The sequence below is a fragment of the Rhizobium sp. BK212 genome (genome assembly GCF_014197475.1).
Classification (GTDB): Bacteria; Pseudomonadota; Alphaproteobacteria; order Rhizobiales; family Rhizobiaceae; genus Rhizobium; species Rhizobium anhuiense.
In genome coordinates this window covers 772393-792855 of sequence record NZ_JACIFS010000002.1, presented here as the reverse complement: position 1 = coordinate 792855, position 20463 = coordinate 772393, and the positions used below count along the sequence as shown (strand labels likewise).

Below are 20463 nucleotides of genomic sequence, written 5' to 3'. Positions count from 1 at the left end.
GCTTCGAGGGTCAACGTGCTTACAAAAAATCAGGTGCAGGAAGGAAGGTGGTCACATCGGTAGTCTCTATGAAACCTGCCCCTTGAAGGGTGGCCGCCAGATCTATCAGCGATCGATCGTCCGCAATGGCTAGGTGGCCTGCTTGCTCGATTGGTCGTTTCAACTCTACCGCATAAATTGGCATGATCTACTCTCCCTCGGTCAGGTCTATGGCGAAACGCAAACGGCTCCTGAGATTTGTCCATTTCGTCGCGCATCGCAAATTCCATTTAAAAGCCGAAAAATCCGCCGCCTCCAATGCTCCTTAATGGGTCGATGTTCATTTGACTCATTGCCCTTATCTGATCCTGACGCTTCTTTCCGCTTCTGCTGCAGCTTTCGTGGCCTCTTCTGCCTGGTGACGAAGCAGGTCATTTTGTTTTTGTGCTTCAGCATCTTTCGCGGGGATACCTCCCGGCCTTATTGCTTGGTGGACGTCCAACCAAGCTATGGCGAAACTCGCCCTATACTTCCCGGATTCCATTTGGTAACGAGTAATAGCAACAACTGGTTGCAGATTTTTCTGTCGCGTTGACTCAAAGATCGCGCGATTTAGCCGGGGACAACACTCGCATGCCAATCCAAGTAAGGCAGACTCGATATTTTTTTGTAATTTCGGCGGCTCTTCTAAGCGCCGCGAGCATCCTTCAGGGATGCCAGAGTGATGCACAGAAAGCCCAAAAAATTGGGCCGAGCGACAAGTTTCTTCTTTCGAACAAAAGCGGCTCGGCAAGCAGTGCTGAAGACGCGCCGGGCCAAGCTAACTCGCCGACCCACTCAAGCACGCCGAGCGGCACGGGCCCAGCCGGCAACGGTATGGGAGGCCCAGCCGGCGACCCTGGATGGCAGTGACCTATCCAGCGACTGCGCCTGCGGATAAGCTCCGCAGGCGCCTCCTTCGCCGGCGCCGGCGTTTCCACCTCTTGCAGGGCGGTGATCCGCGTTGCAGCAGGAGCGGAACTCCAATTTCACGGATTTGCGTTCCTCGGCACGATAAAATGCTGCTGGCTTTGATCCTGTTCGAGATCGTGCAATTCATTGCGTAAAGCTACAGCCTGGATGAAAGCCGAATTTTCGTTTGTTGTGCCGATCAACTGTGCTTTCGCCACCAACCTCTCCGCATCAATGCGCCCCGTTTCGCGAATCTGCCACATATCGCGCACACGAAACTGAGAGAGATAGGCAGCACAAAACGTTGCAAGGGCGGATAAAACGGTCGGAATCAAACGCAATTTAGGGTCCAGGTTGTATGCGCTGAAAACCGATGAAATGGCACTCAGGACGATTGTCGCAAGGGTTATGTTGTTCCAAAGTGCCTTCATCCGGCGAGATCGAACGTCGTACCAGCGGCTATGCCCCTGCGCATACTTTACGGTAGCCTTCCGCAATTGCTCGGGCCCCATCTCAGGCGATATGTCGAAAGCATCCGCCCTCTCCCAATCCTTTGATGCCATTTCTCGTCCCTCCCCAAAAGACAATCTCAGCTTGCATCAGGATGCGCTGGGTGTCGAGAGGTAGGAGCTTAGGCCCTTTGGTGGGCCTTCCGTCCAAACGCACGTCAGCGCCCTCTGATCTGCCGATCCAGTTGCGCTGCATCGCCTTGATGCCTTCCGGCCAGTGCAGCTCGTCCAGATCCACGAGCAGGCGGTCGGCATAGGCGGTGATTTTCAGCATCCACTGACGCATCGTGCGACGTTCCACCGGGTCTCCCGTTTCCACGTAGCGGCCGTCCTTCACTTCCTCGTTGGCGAGGACCGTGCCTTGTGCGGGGCACCAGTTGACGGCAACGTCCGCCTGGTAGGCCAAGCCAAACTTATACATTTGCAGGAAGATCCACTGCGTCCATCGTACGAACTCGGGATCGGTGGTCGAAATCTCCCGACTCCAATCGTAGGAAAAGCCCAGACGCCGGACCTGCTTCCTGAAATTCGAGATGTTACTCCGCGTGGTGATCGCCGGATGGACGCCCGTCCGCACAGCGTATCGCTCGGCGGGCAGCCCGTAGGCATCCCACACCATGGGATGCAGGACATTGAAGCCCATCATGCGCTTGTATCGGGCGACGACGTCGGTCGCGGTATAGCCTTCCGGATGACCGACATGCAGGCCTTCGCCGGACGGATAGGGAAACATGTCCAGGACATAATACTTCGGACGGCTTTGGTCGTCCTCGGTCCTGAACGTCTGGTTTTCCTCCCAGTATCGTTGCCATCGCGGCTCGATCGTTTTGGGGTCATATGGCATTGGAATTCCCTTCTGTCTCGAAATCCTGACCGAAGAGGAATGGCAACAAAAAACCCGCCTCTTCGGCGGGTTGCTGCATCTTTAAAAACGCGAGCGCGTGCTAACCCACCATCGGAATGATGGCGAGTAGGAGCTTTGAATTGGTGCGCGCGGCGTTCATGTCTTTTTTGATGACACGGAACCGCTTTGCTGTCCAGACGCCGGTGGCGTCATCGGAAGCATCGGCACGATTACGGCTGGCGGGCGACAAGGGGCAATCGGTCCGATAGCCCGGCAGCTATCCCAAATCCTTTGACAATGTAAGGAATATTCCTTACATATGGTGAGAACCAAATGGGAGTCGGCCATGGCTGCATTGCTGAAAGAAGAAAGCACGATCACCGCGAAGGGGCAGACCACCGTTCCCAAGGCGGTCCGGCAGGCGTTGGGCGTGGATTATGGCGGGCGCATCACCTTCCTCATCGACGATCAGCACCGCGTCTATGTCGAGAAGGCTGCGGAAGAGGCGAGCGATCCGGTTGTCGACCGCTTCCTTGCGTTCCTCGCGCAGGACATGGCCGAAAATCCTGGCACATCCGTCGTCGCGCTGCCCGCCAGCCTGCGCGACCGCATGGCGGCGCTTGTCGGGAATGTTGACGTTGATCTCGATGCCGAGATCGACGGGGATGTCGCACTCTAGCCATGCTGACGATCAATGGCTGGATCATTCTCGCGCATCCCCTCTTTCTCAATCAGCTGGAAAAGCTGGTTGAAGCCGTCGAGGCATTGAAGGCGAAAAAGCCCGATCAATACCAAAAGAACGCAAACACCAAGCTGCTGGCTGCTTTGAATAAGCTCGTTTTCCAGACGATACCGGCTGATCCCACCGCGACCGTGTATCGGCAAGGCTCGACGCTCGGTGACGGACACAAGCACTGGTTTCGGGCAAAGTTCGGCAACGGCCGGTTCCGGCTGTTCTTCCGCTATGATTCGAGCGCAAAGATCATCATCTTCGCCTGGGTGAACGATGAAACGGCCCTGCGGACGTACGGCGCGAAAACCGACGCCTATAAGGTCTTCAAGGGAATGTTGGACGATGGCAATCCGCCTGACGATTGGGCCGCGCTCCATAAGGCCGCGTCCGAGCGCCCTGCGGTTGAACGGCTGGATAGCGTTGCGCCCGCAAATCGATAACGCACGAGCTCATGATCGGTGGTGGTAACAAGGGAGGGCTCCCTTCTGGGCGCGCTTTCGGCTGCGCCGAAACCACGCCTGTGGCGTGTTTCCGTGATATGCAGGTCTGGTAGAATTAGGCCAACGACTACGCGGATTGTTCGGAGCAATAAGTAATCCCGGCGAATTTGTCTTCGTAGGGCGGTGATAAGCGCATCGCGTCGTTGCGCAAGGACGACTGGAATTAGGATGTCGGTGTTTCACGCACCTCGCGCAAGGCCCGGCTGAAGAGGTGGTTGAAGATGCGGTCGCGATCTTCCGCATTGGTCATATGATGCTCTGTAGGCTATCCGCCGTAGACTTGAATACGAGCTGGCGCTGCACGGACATCATTTGGATTCCGCTATCATCCGGTCGCGTGACGACGGTTACGCTACCGGGAGCACTCTCCGCAGCTCGCTTACCACGTACGGAGTCAGACCTGCAGTGACCGGATTTACTCGTGAAAGGAAATTCCGAGCGGAAGCAAAGTCCATATCTCTGTTAATCGTCAGCGATGCCAAATTATTTGCAGTATGCCTCGACAGTCCTAGGCCCACTAGCTGGATCATTGTTTGAGATGCTGCGCCTAATTCTAGGTAAAGCGTGAGCGCGGGAATGCGTGCCACATAATTGGCGTGGTCGGTTGCGTTGAGAGCTGCCTTCAATACAGAACAATAGCAACTGAGCAAATTAACATACCTGAAGCGTAGTCCTGACTCGATGTCAGTGAGCACCTCTCGAATGACTGTCCGCAGAAATGAAGAGGATCATCCATGCTTGCAGAACGCGAAACCATCTCTAAAGCCGACCAGGTAGATGCTGCCATGGCCTGGCATGGGGGAGATCCGCGCGCCACCATTGAAGCTTTACTGAAGGATCGCGGACGACTGTGCGAGCAGCTTGTCGTCGCCAGAGCATGCATCAGTAAAGGCTACACAAGGGGGTGGTTGCCGGGTACTGAATTCGAAACAGCTGAAGAATGCACAGTGTAACAGGATTTGTTTCAGAACTCGTACGGGCGGCCAATGAGCCCGATCGTTTAACGGTATCCGAAATTCAACATCTCCTATTTCGCGGGATCACGACAATCAGTGATCTTCGAGAACAGGTCGGTATTCCTGGCAGCGGCACCAACCGAGACATGATTATCACACTGAACGGTGCGGCCGCCGGTGCCGACAAACTTTCCGCTGACGAGGCTTCAGCGGCGCTCTCGGAAACGGCGGACCTAATCCGGACATTGTGGATCGTTGTCGATAGCGGCATTGAACTCAGGCTAATTCCGTCGAGAGAGGAGACTGAGACCTGAGTTTTCTTCTGCCGGGGAACACAGTGTGAAGGCCGACTGGTTGGAGACCTTGCGCATCCGTGATCTTAAACTTATTGACGACTTTTTGTCGGTAATACTGCTTCACGTTGCAGTCCCGCGCTATCCGGCCTACGGTTGGTCAGGACCGAATCAACTATCAATCGCGCGTCATGTTCTTCCGGATACTCTCCACTGCTATTCCGCCGGATGCGCGAGACTGCGCCTACCTCATCGTAGACAACTGGGACGACTGGTTCTCTTTCAGAACGATGTTCACAGTGCTTGTCATCGACGAGGCGGGTGCGAGACATCAGATCGGATCAGTCAAGATCGGTCGCGCAGGACTGCTGCCAGCGCGGGAGATTAAACCGGGACAGAGAGCACCCGAGCTGTTCCCTGAATTCGATGAGCTTCCCGAAGGCTACTTCTCCCTGGGCCAGGGCGAGGACTACTATGAGTCCTTGAACAAGCTCAGCGATGCGCAGCGGCAGAAGATGCTGGTCGGGCTGAGAGACGTCGCGTTCAACAACAGCATCTTCGACCAGTTCCGAAACGAGCCGTCGATGACGACCTCACTGCTACGGAGCGTGAGTGCCATCAGCATCACGGGGCGTCTTCACCGCCTGACGACCGGAGATGCCGAACTGACGAAGTTCAGCTTTCTCTATACGCTGCCGCCATCGATAAGCCCCGAGGGTTTGTTCTTCGCCTCGCCGACGATGGCGTTCGATGTTGTGCCGGATTCAGAACCGCCGTCGAACGTTCATGTTCTCATCGGCCGAAACGGCGTCGGGAAAACGCGGGCGATGAAGGGGCTGATAAAGGCTCTCCTAAATAGGCACGACGCAGCTCCGGATTCCGGTGGACAGGTTACTTTCAACGCGGAGCGTCCGGGTGAAAGCCAGTTCTCCAGCCTTGTCCTTGTTTCGTTCAGTGCGTTCGATGACTTTGCGATTGTCCCGACAGTCAACGATCCGATTCCTATCGAGCAAGTGGGGCTTCACAATCTGCCATCCGCTACGGACAGCCGGGCACGGACCATTGGGAAGGCTCTGGCTGAAGACTTCCGAAAGAGTCTCGACCGCTGCAGGACTGGTGCACGAGCGTCGCGATGGCGAGAAGCGGTGTCAACGCTCGAGGCCGACGACCTTTTCGCAGAAGCCGACATCCGCGACCTTCTTGGAGGCGAGGGCGACGATTGGGCAGCCGCTACCGAGGAGCGTTTCGGTCGTTTGAGCTCCGGCCACGCAATTGTTCTGCTCACAATTACCCGGCTCGTAGAACTCGTCGATGAGCGGACACTTGTAATGATCGACGAACCTGAAGGCCATCTTCATCCTCCGCTTCTTTCGGCATTCATAAGGAGCCTTTCTAGGCTGCTAGTTTCGCGCAATGGGGTTGCCATTGTTGCCACGCATTCTCCCGTCGTCCTCCAGGAGGTGCCGAGGTCATGTGCCTGGAAGCTTCGGCGATCGGGCAGGAAATCCGAAGTGGAACGCCCGACGATCGAAACGTTTGGTGAGAACGTAGGTATTCTGACACGCGAGGTCTTCAGCCTTGAGGTGACACGAACAGGATTTCACCGTCTGCTTGTCGAGGCGGTGTTCGATCGCAACCTTAGTTACGATCAGGCCGTGGCCCAGTTCGGCAATCAACTGGGAACGGAGGCGAGGGCGATCATCAGAGCGTTGGTTCTCGAAAGGGACCGAACGCAGTGAGATCACTTCCGAGGCCGCCGATTGCGGCAAAGAACGTGCTGGACGCCTGCATCAACAGCATCCGCGACGAGGGGCTAAGTAAGAACCTCCTGCTCGCCTCCACGTCCATTTTTCTCGCGGAGGCGGAATATCTTGCCCGTGGACCTGCTATGACCCTCTTCTCCATACCGGGATCCGACAACGTGCCTCCTGCAATGACGACAGCCGACATGAAGCGCGTCTATGCGGGCACGTTCGTGAAGAGCAAGGTGACACGTGGCATGTACGACCTTCTGAAGGCGGCGCCGCGCAATGACATGTGCCCCCTGTGTTCTCAGCGCACGGTATCAACGCTAGATCACTACCTGGCGCAAGCGCTTCATCCGGCCTTGACCGTCGTGCCACTGAATCTGATCCCAGCTTGTGCGGAATGCAACAAGCTTAAACTCGACTACCAGCCGTCATCAGAAGCCCAACAAAGCTTCCATCCCTATTTCGACGATTTCGATGACGCGCAGTGGTTGGTAGCCGAGGTTATCGAAACGTCGCCAGCCGCTGTCCGCTTCTGGGTAGCTTCCCCCGCGGGGTGGAGTGCCACGAAGGTCTCGCGGGCGGTGCGGCACTTCGAGGCTTTTCATCTTGGATCGTTGTACGCCAGCCACGCAGGCGTCGAGATCAGCAACATCCGCTACTCCCTTGCACGCATCGCTGGGACGGGTACGCCGCATGACGTCCGGCTGGATCTGCATGAGCGCGCGGAGAGTGCGCGACACTTTCAACTCAACTCATGGCAAACGGCAACGTACCAAGCCCTCGCGGCCTCGGATTGGTTCTGCGCCGGCGGCTTCAGGGCGTAGGAATGCCAGTTCGATACTAGGGAATGTTCGCCTCTGGCGCATTTCGGCAAGGCTGGCTTCAGCGCCCAGACAAGAAAGAGTACGAAGTAAGAAATGTACGCAAAGAACTTAGCCTTCCTTCTCCACGAAGCTCTCGTGTCGGCCTGATCCCCTGAGCGAAACACTTGAACGTTTTGAACGGCTGCGCGCCTTCGGCCTGCTTCCAGGGGGAAAGGAAAATGCGGCGGTCCGACTGAGCGATATGGAGATTGCGAGTGCGGTCCTAAGGTTTGCACCTACTGCAATAGGCTTCGCGGGCTACGCCGCTCTGTGTCTTGGCGGCCTTCGGGCAGTCGGCGGACCAGACGCTTCATTCCGAAACACTGATACACTGGAGGAGACGATCGCAGCCATAGTGGGCGACGATGACGCCTGCAGATGCGCGGTCGCAGTCACCCTGACGATAGATCGAACAAACCAGGGTGACGACTACCACGCCCGTGTGATCTTGCAGGATGGCCCTCAACGGGTGAAGGTCTCGTATGTTGAAAAGATGGCAACCTGTTTAGTTCCCGAGGTCGACATGATAGTCCTGACGGGCGCGGGTTCGATCGGGTTGTAAGTTGTTCGAGGTCGAGCGAACAGACATTAAAGGGCAGCTTCTCGACCTTAGGCTTTTCGGGAGGACGCGGACTCGGCTCGCGGGATATCGAAGGCCCCACGCGACAACAGTCGGCTCTACGGGCGCTGCGCATCCATGAGGTTCAATCGGTCGAAGAACACTCGGTTACGCCGCTTGGCGTCGGAGAGAAGCTTGCCGTAGTCGATGACCTCGTAATAGATCCCGAATGCCCGGTGATATCCGTAGTACGAGCGCTGGTCCGGAGTCGGCATTGCATCCGACATCTTGAGCTCTGCGTGCATGCTCGGCGTGATATCGCAGACGACATAGGCGAAAGCAGGGATCTTATCTCCGGCCACCGAGAGCGGGCGACCATTGTCATCCTTGAACTGACCCCCACGGATGAGCTGTATTTGTTCGAAAACCTGCCTCAGCGGATTGTCGTCACCGGAATAGTCGTCCCGTTGCGGTCGTTTGAACTCGATGACCGTGATGCTGTTGAGAGGCATCCCGTCATCGGGCTTTTCGGAGAACGCAATCTTCCGATCGAAAATGAATAGATCCGGCCGCTTCCGGGATTCCGACTCAAAGTCGGTGTGTGAATTCAGAGGTCGGTCGGAGGCAATGAACGAGTGGAAGTTGAGGCGTTCGTCTATGATCCAAAGGTTCTGCTGAGAATACAGGATGTCCTGATCCGTCGCCCTCATCGGGAAGAGGATGTTATGGACTGCTTCTTCAAGCGGGTACTTCCCGGTCCGCTTGTCGTTTGAAAGCGCCTTCTCCAACAGTTCGATGATAATTTTGCGGTGCGACACGTATTGGGCAAGCGCAGAGACGCCGAGCTCGTTTGAACGCTCCATGAATTCAGACAGGCGCCTGCGGTATCCTTCGTAGTCGTCCTGCTTCGCAGCCTCGGTCAGGATGCGCGAACCTTCCCTCTTCAGGCTGACCTCGCGTTGATGGAGTTCCCGGTGGAGCGCCAACTCCATGTCCATCTTGGACGCGGTTGGGGACACCGAGCCGATGAATTCATCCAGGTACCGGAGGAGTGGCTTGTACTGCGGAGCCTCGGTTCGGACGTAATCTCGGATCCGCTTGGCTTTCGCGGCATTGAGGCTGTCGATAAGGTCGGCGAGATCCCGTTGCACGAACGCAAGGCATTCCTCCCGGATGTCGGACCGCCGCAGGTCGTCGACCTGCAGCAAATCGCCTTGGCCGTCGTCCTGCTCTTCGTGCATCATGTCGAAGTCAGTGCGGAAATTGTTGACCCGGTCGTTGAGGTAATCACCTTGCACTACAGCGAGATAGACGAAACTCTCGCCGTTTTCGTTCTGCAATCTCCCGATGAAGTTTGGGATGAATTGGTCGAGTCTTTCGGTGATCACGGCGCGCGAATTGGCGGCGTAAATCAGCCTGTGCTGTGACGCCCGAGGTGAGTGCAATCGGAAACCGTCGATGCGGAAAGTGCGTCCGCCGATCTCGAACTTCTCGCTGTGTCCGCCGCGCTGGAAATTCTCAGCAAAAACCTTGTTGAGGGACAGCTTGATGCCGCCATCGTGGATCTCAACTTCAGGGCATTCCGGCTGCATCAGAACGAGTATGAAATGCTCGGCAAGCCGCTGCGCCAAAATCTCAATGTCCGTGGGGCATTGCTCTCGATAGGGTGAAAGGAAGCCTCCGAGTTTGATTGTGGTTCCAGATGCACCGCTGTCGATCTGTGTCGCGCTGGCCGCGTCGGGATCGTAGTTGAAGCCGAACTCGAAATCCCGAAGCCAGTGACTCGGCTCGTCGTCGCCATCCTGTGCCCGAAACGTTGTCCTGACGTGGACCGTCTCGAAGGCCTTGAGCCACATGAACCGACCGAGACCTTTGCCGCCGCGCTCATACTTGTGTTCCGAATAAGCAGTGTTGAAGGAGTCGAAATTCTCGTCGGTGAAGCCGATCCCGGTGTCGCGAATTTCGAAGCCGGTGATGGGAGCGTTGTCGTCGCCAAGAAGGTCTTCGTCACGCTCCACTACGATCGTCACACGGTGCCGCCTGTCGGACTTCTCGTCATTGATCGCTTGAAATGAGTTCATCACCGCTTCGAAGAGCGGCAGCAGAGCCTTCCATTTTGGAAGCTGGGTCTGCCGGATCTGACCTCTAAGGTTCGTCCGGAGCATTCCCGGCTGCAGGGCGATGATTTGGTTCATGAAGTCCAGCCTATGGGCAGCGTGATCTGATTGCGCTGACGTTGTTCGCATCGGGCGCGGCGCGATGCTACCATGACTCCGAAGCGGTTGTAGATGGGAATTTCCTCCTAGGATCGAGAATCCGCGCCATTTTTTGCGGCGTCGCACTTCTTATTGTCGGAGCAGTTAGTCGGTGGCGGCAGCATTGGACGCAATGAGGCCGAACAGGCACGCAAGCAATGATCTCATGGGAAATCCTCGGGGCGAATGATTGCAGTGGCCCGGTCAGAATTCAAGATCGTCACGCGCAGCAGCTGTGGCTCGAAGAAGGCTCGCAATTGTCGACTGGCGCTTATTCTTCAGGCGCGTACCTATCGCGGAAAAACTACCAAACCACGGCTCTCAGGCGCGAACCTATACGGATTCACCAACCGGATGATCTTCCAAAGCGGCTCCGAGAAAGAGATATGGCGCACCCGACAGGATTCGAACCTGTGACCTTTGGAATCGGAATCCAACACTCTATCCAGCTGAGCTACGGGTGCATGCTTGAGGCGGTTTGAATCGCCTGTCCGATGGGTGGTTCTTAGCCTAGCTTGCGGCCGGCTTCAATCGCGAAATTCTCGGAAATACCGATGCTTGCGATTTGGCGGGCGTTTTTCTCCGTAAGCCCGGGCGAATGCATATGAAAACTCCGCCGGCCTTGCGGGCGGCGGAGCGTTGTTGTCGTGGGCGGTCGCCTTTCGGCGATCAGATCTGCATGGCGCCGGGGCCGGGAATCGCCTTTGGCGGCACCTTGCCGAGGATGATCATCCCCAGCACCTCGTCCTTGGTCACATCCTCGGTGCGGGCGTGGCCGACGACCTGGCCGTTCTTCATCACCGAGACGCGGTCGGCGAGGTCGAAAACGTCGTGGATGTCGTGGCTGATGAGGAAGATACCGATGCCTTCCTTCTTCAACTGCTTGATCAGCTCGCCGACCTGCGCCGTCTCCTGGGGCCCGAGTGCCGCCGTCGGCTCGTCCATGATCAGGATGCGGGCGTTGAAGAGGATGGCGCGGGCGATCGCCACCGATTGCCGCTGGCCGCCCGAAAGCGCCTTCACCGGTTCCTTGAAGCGCTTGAAGTTGGGGTTGAGCCGCCCCATCACCTCGCGGGCCGAGGCCTCCATCGCCACGTCGTCGAGCGTGCCCCAGCGGGTCTTCAGCTCGCGGCCGAGATAGAGGTTGGCGGCGGCGTCGACATTGTCGGCGACGGCGAGCGTCTGGTAGATCGTCTCGATCCCGTATTTCTTGGCATCGCGCGGATTGCGGATGTCGGCCGGCTCGCCGTTGATCAGGATCTCGCCGCCATCACGCTTGTAGGCGCCGGAGAGGATCTTGATGAGCGTCGACTTGCCGGCGCCGTTATGGCCGAGCAGGGCGACCACTTCGCCGGGGTAGAGATCGACCGAGGCATTGTCCACGGCGTGAATGCCGCCGAAGGCGATCGAGATGTTTTTCAGTTCCACGAGGGGAGTGCGTTGATCAGCCATATCCAGGGCTCCTCTCACTTGGCACGGGCGCGGTAGACGGTGTCGAGCCAGACCGCCACGACAAGGACGGTGCCGACGACGACGCTCTGAAGCGGCGTATCGACATGCGCGAGCACCATGCCCGACTGCAGCGACTGCATGACGAGCGCGCCGAGCATGGCGCCGGCGATGGTGCCGGTGCCGCCTGCCAGCGACGTTCCGCCGATGACGGCGGCGGCGATGGTGTAGAGCTCGTCGAGCGTGCCCTGCGAGTTCGTTGCGGCGTTGAGGCGGGCGGTTGATATCGCGGCTGCGATAGCGGCCAGAACGCCCATCAGCGCGAAGATGCGCACGGTGACCCAGCGGGTCTTGATGCCGGCGAGCTCGGCCGCTTCGGGGTTGCCGCCGATCGCGAAGACATAGCGGCCGAAGCGAAGGCGTGTCGCGATGAAGGTCATGATGATGCCGACGACGATGGCGATCAGCACCGGCACGGCGATGCCGTAGGGAATATCCAGGCCGGTCTCGGGCCAGGGAATATTGTTGGTCTCGGCATATTTCTTGGCGATGTTGATTGGCCAGTAATAGCTGTTGGCGATTGAGACCGCGCCGAGGATGAGCACGCAGCTCAGGATGGCGAGGAAATATTCAGCCCACATCGGCCGGCGCGGAAAGCCGAAGCGACGGCGCTGCCGGCGCGAGCCGACGATGCTGGCGATGACGAAGAGGCAGGCGCCGATACCGACGACCCAGCTCCAGGTGGCGCCGATCGAGCCTTCGGCGCCGCCGCCCATGATGCGGAAGGTCTGGTCCATCGGCGCAACCGTCTGGCCGCTGGTGACGAGCCAGGTCGCGCCGCGCCAGACGAGCAGGCCGCCGAGGGTGACGATGAAGGAGGGAACGTTGAGGAAGGCGATGATGATGCCCTGGAAGGCGCCGATCAGGAAGCCGGCTGCAATGCCGATCAGCAGCGTGATCGCCCAGGTGAAGGGGCTGTCGAAGCCGATATATTCCGGCAGGATCTTGGCCTGGGTGACACCCATGATCATGCCGCAGAGGCCGAGCACGGAACCGACCGAGAGGTCGATGTTGCGTGTGACGATGATCAGCACCATGCCCGTCGTCATGATGGCGATGTCGGTCGTCTGAACCGAGAGGTTCCAGAGATTGCGCGGGGTCAGGAACAGGCCGCCGGTGATGATGTGGAAACCGATCCAGATGATGATGAGCGCGCCGATCATGCCGAGCAGGCGTGTGTCGATCTCGGTCGCGCGGAAGAAGCGGGTCACCGGATTGGCTTCCGCCGTTCGCGGCCCGCTTGATGTTGTGGATTTTACCATTTCGGCCATGGGTTTGCCGTTCCCCCACTGTGTTTGGACGGACGCGCCGGCGTGCCCGAATCTGCCATCGGCGTCATGCGTCTGTTCTTCAACTAACCATCGCGATGCTTGCGGAAACCGGTCGCGTGGCGTCGCGACACCCTTCCGGCAGGGAATGAAAACCCGCGATGGTGCGGCGAGGCGGAGAAAACTTCGTCGTTGGAATTCTCATCCGCGTCCGGCGCCGCAGCGATGTTGCGCTGCGGCGCCGGCAATTTCAATTACAGCCGCGGCTTACTTGCAGGCAGCGACGGTGTCGGCCTTGACGCCCTGGCAGGCTTCCGCCTTGGAGATCCAGCCGGCGTCGATGACGACGTTCAGGTTGTCCTTGGTGATCGCCAGCGGCTTCAGGAAGACCGACTGCATTTCAACACCCTTCGGGCCGCCCTTGAAAGCCTGGGCGCCGTCGATCTTGCTCATGTCCTTGCCGCCGGCGAGGTCGAGAGCGATTTCTGCGGCGCGCTTGCCGAGTTCCCGGCTGTCCTTCCAGACGGAAACCGTCTGCGTGCCGAGAGCGATGCGGTTCAGCGCCGCCTTGTCACCGTCCTGGCCGGAAACCGGAACGGAGCCGGCAAGACCCTGGGCGTCGAGCGCTGCGATCGCGCCGCCGGCCGTGCCGTCGTTCGAAGCGACGACGGCGTCAACCTTGTTGTTGTTGGCGGTCAGGAACTGCTCCATGTTGCGCTGGGCGTTCTCCGGCAGCCAGCCATCGGTATAGGCTTCGCCGACATTCTTGATCTTGCCGGCATCGATCGCGGCCTTCAGCACTTCCTGTTGGCCCGAGAACAGGAAGTCGGCGTTCGGGTCGGAAGACGAGCCCTTGATGAAGACGTAGTTGCCTTCCGGCTTGGCCTTGAAGACGCCTTCAGCCTGCAGGCGGCCGACTTCCTTGTTGTCGAAGGTGATATAGAAGGCAGCCGGGTTTTCGATCAGGCGGTCGTAGCCGACGACCGGAATGCCTTCAGCAGCGGCCTTTTCGATGGCCGGGCCGATCGCGTCGGAGTCCTGAGCGAGGATGATCAGCGCGTTGGCGCCCTGCGAAATCAGCGATTCGACGTCGGTGAGCTGCTTTGCGGCAGAAGACTGCGCGTCAGCGGAAATATACTTGGCGCCCTTGGCTTCGAGAGCCTTCTTGATGGCGGCTTCGTCCGTCTTCCAGCGCTCTTCCTGGAAATTCGACCAGGAAACACCAACGACGAGATCGGCAGCCATGGCAGCGGTATGTACGGAAACGAGGATGGCAGCACCGGCCATCAATTTGAAAATAGACTTCATAATGTCCTCCCGAGTGAGTTGCGGCCGGCCCAGCCCATGCTTCCTCCGGCCACCGCGAAAAAGCCTGTCGGGAAAGATTTGGATTTTTTTCTCGACAGTCGAGAAATTTAGTGTCAGAGATTTTTTCAACTGTCAACACTGCACTACCGGCTTAATTCGCTTGCGCAACAGCGACCGGAGATGCAGTGGAAACCACGGGAAGAGCAAGCAGGAGGAGAGGGCGGCATTCATGCTGACCAAGTCGAGCACGGAGCTGGTCCGGCAGAGAAACAGCGTGCTCGTGCTGTCCGTGCTGCGCCGCCACGGCGCGCTCGCCCATACCGAAATATCCGATTCCACCGGGCTTTCCTCAGCCACCATCTCGGCGATCACCGCTGACCTGGAAAAAGCCCAGATCATCGAGAAATCCGAGCAGCAGCCGGCAAGCGGGCGTGGCCGGCCGCGCGTGCTTTTGCGCCAGCGGCGCGATTGCGGCTATCTCATCGTCGTCATCATCTCCTCGGATGCGGTGCAATATTCGCTTGTGGATTATGCCGGCAAGCTGATCGACCGCTTCAGCGAGGAGCGTTCGCATGATCCGGCGGGTGCCGTGCGCTTCGTCGCAGCAGTACGCGCCGGGCTTTCGCGCATTCTCGATCGTTCGAAGATCAGCCAAGAAAAGGTGCTGCTGATCTCGATCAGCAGCAAGGGGCTGGTCAACTCCACCGAGCCGGTTCTTCTGTGGTCACCGATCTTCGGCAGCGACCAGATCGATTTCGAATCGGCACTCCGGCCGGAATGGCAGGCCAAGGTGATCCTCGACAACGAGACGCTGCTGGTCGCCGCAGCGCTCGGCGCGCGTGAGGAGAATATGAAGGGCGCCGATTTCCGCTCGCTCGCCGCCCTTTCGCTCGGCCACAGCATCGGGCTCGGCATCGTCAGGCGCGGCAACCAGACGGGCCAGGAGATCTCGGCCCCCAATTTCGGGCACATGCTGCATATGGCCAATGGCGGCCTCTGCCGCTGCGGCACACGCGGCTGCATCGAGGCCTATGCCGGTTTTTACGCCATCCTGCGCAGCGCCTTCGAAGTGCCGCTCGATACCATCCCGGCCAAATTCGTGCCGGTTGCGGAACTCGACAAGATCGCCGCCAAGGCGCGCCAGGGTCACCGCATCTCCGCCTTCGCTTTCCGTCAGGCAGGGCTGGCGCTCGGCAACGGCCTGTCGCGCATGCTGAGCCTGACCGAGCGCATGCCGATCGCCATCACTGGCCCGGGCACACGTTATTACGACCTGCTGCGCCAGGGGATCGAAGAGGGCCTCGGGCAATCGCATGTCGTGCGCATGGAGGGCATGCCCGAAATCAGGGTGGTCCCCGAAGAACAGATCCTCGTCTTCGAAGGCCATCTAAACCGGGCGCTATCGGTGATCGATCAGGATATCGTACTCTCGGGCGTACAGAGCGCGGAATGAGGGCGCGTTGCTGAAATGCATGGGGAGCAGGTGTCCTCTCTCCGACATAGAGTCAAACGCCACCAAACGCGAAATGGCCGGGCAAATGCCCGGCCATCTCATGCATGGCTTCCGGTCGGGAGAGGGCCGTCAGCCGATCTTGATGAGCTTGCCTTCCTTGACGGACTGAACCGCGGCATCGGCGAGCGCCAGCGCTGCGAGGCCATCGGCGCCAGACGGCGAGATCTTCGAACCCTTCTCGATCGCGGCGATGAAGGCTGCGATCTCGTTGGCATAGGCTTCGGTGTAGCGGGTCATGAAGAAGTCATGCAGCGGCGGGCGGGTGTAGCCGTCGCCGTTTGCCACCTCGATCGAAACAGGGCGCTGGTTTTCGGCCGCAGCCATGCCCTTTGCGCCATGCACTTCGATGCGCTGGTCATAGCCGTAGGTGGCGCGGCGGGAGTTGGAGATCACCGCCTGCTTGCCCGATTTCGTCTGCAGGATCACCGAGACGCTGTCATAGTCGCCGGCTTCGCCGATCGCCTTGTCGACGAGTACGGCGGCAGTCGCCAGCACCGAGACCGGCTCTTCGCCGAGCAGGAAGCGGGCCATGTCGAAATCATGGATCGTCATGTCGCGGAAGATGCCGCCGGAGCGCTTGATATAATCGACCGGCGGCGCGCCGGGGTCGCGCGAGGTGATCGTCACCATCTCGACATCGCCGATCTTGCCGTCGTCGATGACCTTGCGCACTGCCATGAAATGCGGGTCGAAGCGGCGGTTGAAACCGACCATCAGCTTGGCGCCGGTCTCTTCCACCACCTTGATGCAGGCCTTGACGCGGGCGACGTCGAGATCGATCGGCTTTTCGCAGAAGATCGCCTTGCCGGCGCGGGCGAAGCGTTCGATCAGGTCGGCATGTGTATCCGTCGGCGTGCAGATGACGACGGCGTCGATATCCTTGGCGGCTTCGATCGCCTCGATGGTGCGGACTTCGCAGCCATAGGCGGAGGCGATCGCTTCGGCAGCCTGCGGAAAGGCGTCGGCGACCGCGACGAGCGTCGCATTGGCGTCGCCGCTGACGGCCTTTGCATGGACCTTGCCGATGCGGCCGGCGCCGAGAAGACCAAATCTCACTGTCATTCTAACCTCCCTTGAATTCGGAACAAATAAACCGAATTGCCAAAAATCTGGAATTTTCATTCCATCTTCTGCGGACCACGTCAAGCCCGCGGATCTTTCACATTTGCAAGATTCGAACCAGAGCCTTCCTCGTCGGATTGACGTCTTCCGCGAGTGCAGGTTTTGCCCGGGGCAAAGCCGATAGCCTCTGATCCTGGCGTAAAGATGCCCGGCCTTTCAGCCAAGAGAATACTTTAATCTGATCAGGAAAGGTTCTAGAGACAATCGCAGCACGGGCCGAAGGCAGTGCGACATATGCGACCGCGGGGCAGGAATGCAAATCATCGATCCGAACCATCCGGCATACCGTCATCTTTGGGTGCGTGTTGCCATTATTGCCGTCTGCTTCGGCTGGGCCGTGGTCGAATTCGTCACCGGCGATCCGTTCTGGGGCGTGCTCGCGGGCGGGGCAGGCGCCTATTCCTTCTATATATTGTTCTGGACCTTCAATCCGCAGCCGCCGGTCATCGAGCCGCCCGTGCAGCCCGACGCCGAGGACGAGGACGAGGACGAACCCGCGACGACCGCTGAAAAGCCTTCGAAGGACAGGCCCGCGGAATAGTCAGCGGCCGATTCGGCGCAGTGCTTCGTCGATCAGCAGGTTGGCCAGCATCATCCGCTTCGTCGCATTGTCGCGGAAGGGCAGCGCGACGCCATCGGGATGATTGGCCCGGGCGAAGGCGCGGCGCTTCTCGCGCAGTGTCAGCGGCGTATCGGCGGCGGAGATTGCCAGTTCGGCGGCAACCTCATGCGGTGTCGTGCGGGCGAGATGATCCGGCATGGCGGGCTCGGCTGGAGGCGCAGCCGCCGGCTTTTCCACGGCCCCGGCGCTAGCATCGAGATCCAGATTATCGAAATAGGCCTGGCCGACGCGCTGCGAGGCAGCCGAGACGCCCTCCATGACATCGAAGGCAAGCCCGGTGCCGAGGCCGGAGACGCGATGGGCGGCCGGCGCATCGGCGTCTTCGGCCGTCTCGTCCTCCGCCTTCAGCCGCTCGAGGACTGATTGAAATACCGACTGCCCGAACAGCATCACGCCTTCCTTGAGAGCATCTCCGTTTTTCTTCGAATCACGGAAATGCTCTATCTCTTTGTTTTTACGCAATTCCGGACGCAAAACCGCGGCACACTTTTGCTGGAATTGCTCCAGGCGCATTAAAAGAGAGCAAGATGGCGCAGGGCTTGCGGGCTTGTCAGCCGGCTTGTCAGCCGGCGTGTCAGCCGGCCTGCTTGCGGCTCTCCTCGAGGATGATGTCGTAGAGCAGCCTTGCGCTCGGCGGCAGCGCCCGTTCCCTCGCCGTGATCATGCTGTAGGGCTTGACGTTGATGTCGAAATCGATCGGCAGCATGCGCACATCCGAGGCATTCGAGCTCTGGCTGGCCAGGAACTGGGCGACGTCGACGGCGACCGGAGCAATCGCATCGGTCTCGCAGATGATGGCGCAGGTCAGCAGCAGCGAAGAGGTGTTGACGATGTTCTCAGGCAGCGCCACGCCACGCGACAGGAAAACGTCCTCGATCGTGCGGCGCAGCAGCGTGCCCGGCGGCTGGAACACCCAGTCATAATCCCGGACGTCGGAAAGGCTGCTCACCTTCTGCTTCATCAGCGGGTGGCGGTCGCGCACGATCAGGCAAGCCCGCTCGATGCCGATCTCCGTCACCTCGAAGAGGCGCGGGTTGAGATCGTCGGGGATGCGGCCGATGATGAAGTCGTGGCGGGCGGCGAGCAGCTCGCGGGCAAGCACGTTGCTCGTCTCCACCTGGATGTTGATCTCGATGCCGGGATAGGCCTTGCGCACCTTGTTGATCGCCGGCACGACGAGGCTCATGGCGGGTGCGGTCACCGAGCCGATGAAGACCGAGCCGCCCTTGCCGCTTTTCAGCTCGCCGATCTCGCGGCTCGCCTCGCGCAGCTCCAGAAGGATCTTCCGGGCCCTGCGCGCCAGCGCTGCGCCGAAGGTCGTCAGCACCACGCCGCGGGCCACGCGCTCATAGAGCGATGTCTTGGTGATTGATTCCATTTCCGACAACATGCGCGACGCGGCGGGCTGCGAGATGTTCAGGACTTCCGCAGCTGCGGAAATCTGTCCACTATCTTCGATTGCGACGATCATCCGGAGGTGATTCAGCTTAAGTCCTGCACGTAGAAGGCTGTCATCGCCGAAACTATCACTGTGGATATCGACGTAGTCCATCGAAAATGGCTCGGAAACGATCGTCATGGTTGCAGCCTCCTCGCTGCGCTCCATCAAAAGTAATACTTTTTAACGATATACCAAAATTGTTATGCACGTTAGCACTTATTCTATTTGACAGTTATAGGAATCCATACCAGTTTGCCGCCGTGTGCTGGTTGGCACTCAACACGTGTGAGATCGTGGAGGAGACCTACTTCGTTTCTCACCATCTGAAGTAACTATCCAATACGGAACCTGCCACAGTTTCGGGGCGGGCGATTTTTCGTCCGCTGCTCTATTAACAAGGGAGAGAGAAATGAAATCCATTATCTCATTGATGGCTGCGGCTGCCTTCGGCGTCGCTTCGTTCGTTGCACCGGCGCTCGCCGCGGACAAGGGCACTGTCGGTATCGCGATGCCGACCAAGGCTTCGGCCCGCTGGATCGACGACGGCAACAACATCGTCAAGCAGCTCCAGGCTGCCGGTTACGGCACTGACCTGCAGTACGGCGACGACGATATTCCGAACCAGCTTTCGCAGATCGAAAACATGGTGACCAAGGGCGTCAAGGTCCTCGTCATCGCTTCGATCGACGGCACGACGCTTTCCGACGTTCTCCAGAAGGCACACGACGCCGGTATCAAGGTCATCGCTTATGACCGTCTGATCCGCGATTCGGGCAACGTCGACTACTACGCAACGTTCGACAACTTCCAGGTCGGCGTTCTGCAGGCTGGCTCCATCGTTGACGGCCTCGGCCTCAAGGATGGCAAGGGCCCGTTCAACATCGAACTCTTCGGCGGTTCGCCGGACGATAACAACGCCTTCTTCTTCTATGATGGCGCAATGTCCGTCCTGCAGCCCTACATCGACAGCGGCAAGCTCGTCGTGAAGTCCGGCCAGACCGGCATGGACAAGGTCGGCACGCTGCGTTGGGATCCGGCAACGGCCCAGGCCCGCATGGACAACCTGCTCTCGGCTAACTACACCGATGCCAAGGTCGATGCCGTCCTGTCTCCCTATGACGGTCTGTCGATCGGTATCATTTCCTCGCTGAAGGGCGTTGGTTACGGTACTGCGGCCCAGCCGCTGCCGATCGTCACCGGTCAGGACGCTGAAATCCCGTCGGTCAAGTCGATCATTGCTGGCGAACAGCATTCGACGATCTTCAAGGACACCCGCGAACTCGCCAAGGTCACCGTTGCCATGGTCGATGCCGTGATGTCCGGCAAGGAGCCTGAAGTCAACGACACGAAGACCTACGATAACGGCGTCAAGGTCGTTCCGTCCTATCTGCTGAAGCCGGTTGCCGTCGACAAGACCAACTACAAGCAGATCCTCGTCGACAGCGGTTACTATACCGAAGACAAGCTGAAGTAACTTGAGCAGGAGG

18 protein-coding genes, 1 tRNA gene and 1 pseudogene are annotated in these 20463 nt (G+C 58.9%); 9 read left to right on the top strand and 11 right to left on the bottom strand.

The annotated features are described in order from the left end of the window. Positions 1–19: 19 nt before the first annotated feature. The 3 genes and pseudogenes from FHT79_RS08865 to FHT79_RS08855 all read right to left on the bottom strand — a co-directional run. A complete protein-coding gene (locus tag FHT79_RS08865) occupies positions 20–184 on the bottom strand; it encodes a hypothetical protein (RefSeq protein WP_183903274.1) in 165 nt (54 codons plus the stop codon). Positions 185–1007: 823 nt separating this feature from the next. Further along, a complete protein-coding gene (locus FHT79_RS08860) occupies positions 1008–1493 on the bottom strand; it encodes a DUF4231 domain-containing protein (protein WP_183903273.1) in 486 nt (161 codons plus the stop codon). 97 nt (positions 1494–1590) lie between these two features. After that, positions 1591–2283: pseudogene (locus tag FHT79_RS08855) on the bottom strand (class I tRNA ligase family protein); the annotation flags it as partial. Between the two features lie 346 nt (positions 2284–2629). Between FHT79_RS08855 and FHT79_RS08850 the strand changes: the two are divergent. The 6 genes from FHT79_RS08850 to FHT79_RS08825 all read left to right on the top strand — a co-directional run bounded on the left by FHT79_RS08850 (position 2630) and on the right by FHT79_RS08825 (position 7340). Then, a complete protein-coding gene (locus tag FHT79_RS08850) occupies positions 2630–2962 on the top strand; it encodes a type II toxin-antitoxin system PrlF family antitoxin (RefSeq protein WP_183903272.1) in 333 nt (110 codons plus the stop codon). A gap of 2 nt (positions 2963–2964) precedes the next feature. Further along, the gene (locus FHT79_RS08845) at positions 2965–3456 is read left to right on the top strand and encodes a type II toxin-antitoxin system YhaV family toxin (protein ID WP_183903271.1); all 492 of its coding nucleotides are present in this window, start codon (positions 2965–2967) and stop codon (positions 3454–3456) included. Between the two features lie 794 nt (positions 3457–4250). After that, positions 4251–4469 (top strand): dehydrogenase, encoded by a 219-nt coding sequence (locus tag FHT79_RS08840; protein WP_183903270.1) that lies wholly within the window; start codon positions 4251–4253, stop codon positions 4467–4469. Beyond that, entirely contained in the window at positions 4457–4786 is a 330-nt protein-coding gene (locus FHT79_RS08835) for a hypothetical protein (protein WP_183903269.1), read from the top strand. Before FHT79_RS08840 ends, FHT79_RS08835 begins: the two co-directional genes overlap by 13 nt. Before the next feature lie 170 nt (positions 4787–4956). Beyond that, the gene (locus tag FHT79_RS08830; protein ID WP_183903268.1) at positions 4957–6504 is read left to right on the top strand and encodes an AAA family ATPase; all 1548 of its coding nucleotides are present in this window, start codon (positions 4957–4959) and stop codon (positions 6502–6504) included. A gap of 35 nt (positions 6505–6539) precedes the next feature. Then, the gene (locus tag FHT79_RS08825; protein WP_348649668.1) at positions 6540–7340 is read left to right on the top strand and encodes a hypothetical protein; all 801 of its coding nucleotides are present in this window, start codon (positions 6540–6542) and stop codon (positions 7338–7340) included. Positions 7341–8057: 717 nt separating this feature from the next. Here FHT79_RS08825 and FHT79_RS08820 read toward each other — a convergent pair. The 5 genes from FHT79_RS08820 to xylF form a co-directional block, all read right to left on the bottom strand. Further along, a complete protein-coding gene (locus tag FHT79_RS08820) occupies positions 8058–10133 on the bottom strand; it encodes an ATP-binding protein (protein WP_183903266.1) in 2076 nt (691 codons plus the stop codon). A gap of 447 nt (positions 10134–10580) precedes the next feature. After that, a tRNA-Arg gene (locus FHT79_RS08815) sits at positions 10581–10657 on the bottom strand. Between the two features lie 205 nt (positions 10658–10862). Continuing rightward, positions 10863–11645, bottom strand: coding sequence for an ATP-binding cassette domain-containing protein (locus FHT79_RS08810; protein WP_047611477.1), 783 nt, complete (start codon positions 11643–11645; stop codon positions 10863–10865). Positions 11646–11659: 14 nt separating this feature from the next. Next, positions 11660–12973, bottom strand: coding sequence for a sugar ABC transporter permease (locus tag FHT79_RS08805; protein ID WP_047611475.1), 1314 nt, complete (start codon positions 12971–12973; stop codon positions 11660–11662). A 264-nt stretch (positions 12974–13237) separates the two neighbouring features. After that, on the bottom strand, positions 13238–14278 hold the full coding sequence (xylF, locus tag FHT79_RS08800; RefSeq protein WP_047614359.1) for a D-xylose ABC transporter substrate-binding protein: 1041 nt from the start codon (positions 14276–14278) through the stop codon (positions 13238–13240). A 229-nt stretch (positions 14279–14507) separates the two neighbouring features. Between xylF and FHT79_RS08795 the strand changes: the two genes are divergently transcribed. Continuing rightward, positions 14508–15731 carry an ROK family protein gene (locus FHT79_RS08795; protein WP_132573004.1) on the top strand — a complete coding sequence of 408 codons (1224 nt, stop codon included), beginning with the start codon at positions 14508–14510 and terminating at the stop codon, positions 15729–15731. Positions 15732–15860: 129 nt separating this feature from the next. Here FHT79_RS08795 and iolG read toward each other — a convergent pair whose 3' ends face one another. Then, positions 15861–16853, bottom strand: coding sequence for an inositol 2-dehydrogenase (gene iolG / locus FHT79_RS08790; RefSeq protein WP_047614355.1), 993 nt, complete (start codon positions 16851–16853; stop codon positions 15861–15863). A 313-nt stretch (positions 16854–17166) separates the two neighbouring features. Between iolG and FHT79_RS08785 the strand changes: the two genes are divergently transcribed. After that, entirely contained in the window at positions 17167–17454 is a 288-nt protein-coding gene (locus FHT79_RS08785) for a hypothetical protein (protein WP_097542039.1), read from the top strand. Here FHT79_RS08785 and FHT79_RS08780 read toward each other — a convergent pair whose 3' ends face one another. Both FHT79_RS08780 and FHT79_RS08775 read right to left on the bottom strand, forming a co-directional pair. Further along, positions 17455–17925 carry a hypothetical protein gene (locus FHT79_RS08780; protein WP_132573001.1) on the bottom strand — a complete coding sequence of 157 codons (471 nt, stop codon included), beginning with the start codon at positions 17923–17925 and terminating at the stop codon, positions 17455–17457. Between the two features lie 184 nt (positions 17926–18109). Then, the gene (locus FHT79_RS08775; RefSeq protein ID WP_047614481.1) at positions 18110–19114 is read right to left on the bottom strand and encodes a LysR family transcriptional regulator; all 1005 of its coding nucleotides are present in this window, start codon (positions 19112–19114) and stop codon (positions 18110–18112) included. Positions 19115–19385: 271 nt separating this feature from the next. Here FHT79_RS08775 and chvE point away from each other — a divergent pair, with 271 nt between their 5' ends. Beyond that, entirely contained in the window at positions 19386–20450 is a 1065-nt protein-coding gene (chvE, locus tag FHT79_RS08770; protein ID WP_047611463.1) for a multiple monosaccharide ABC transporter substrate-binding protein, read from the top strand. The last annotated feature ends 13 nt before the right edge of the window (positions 20451–20463 follow it).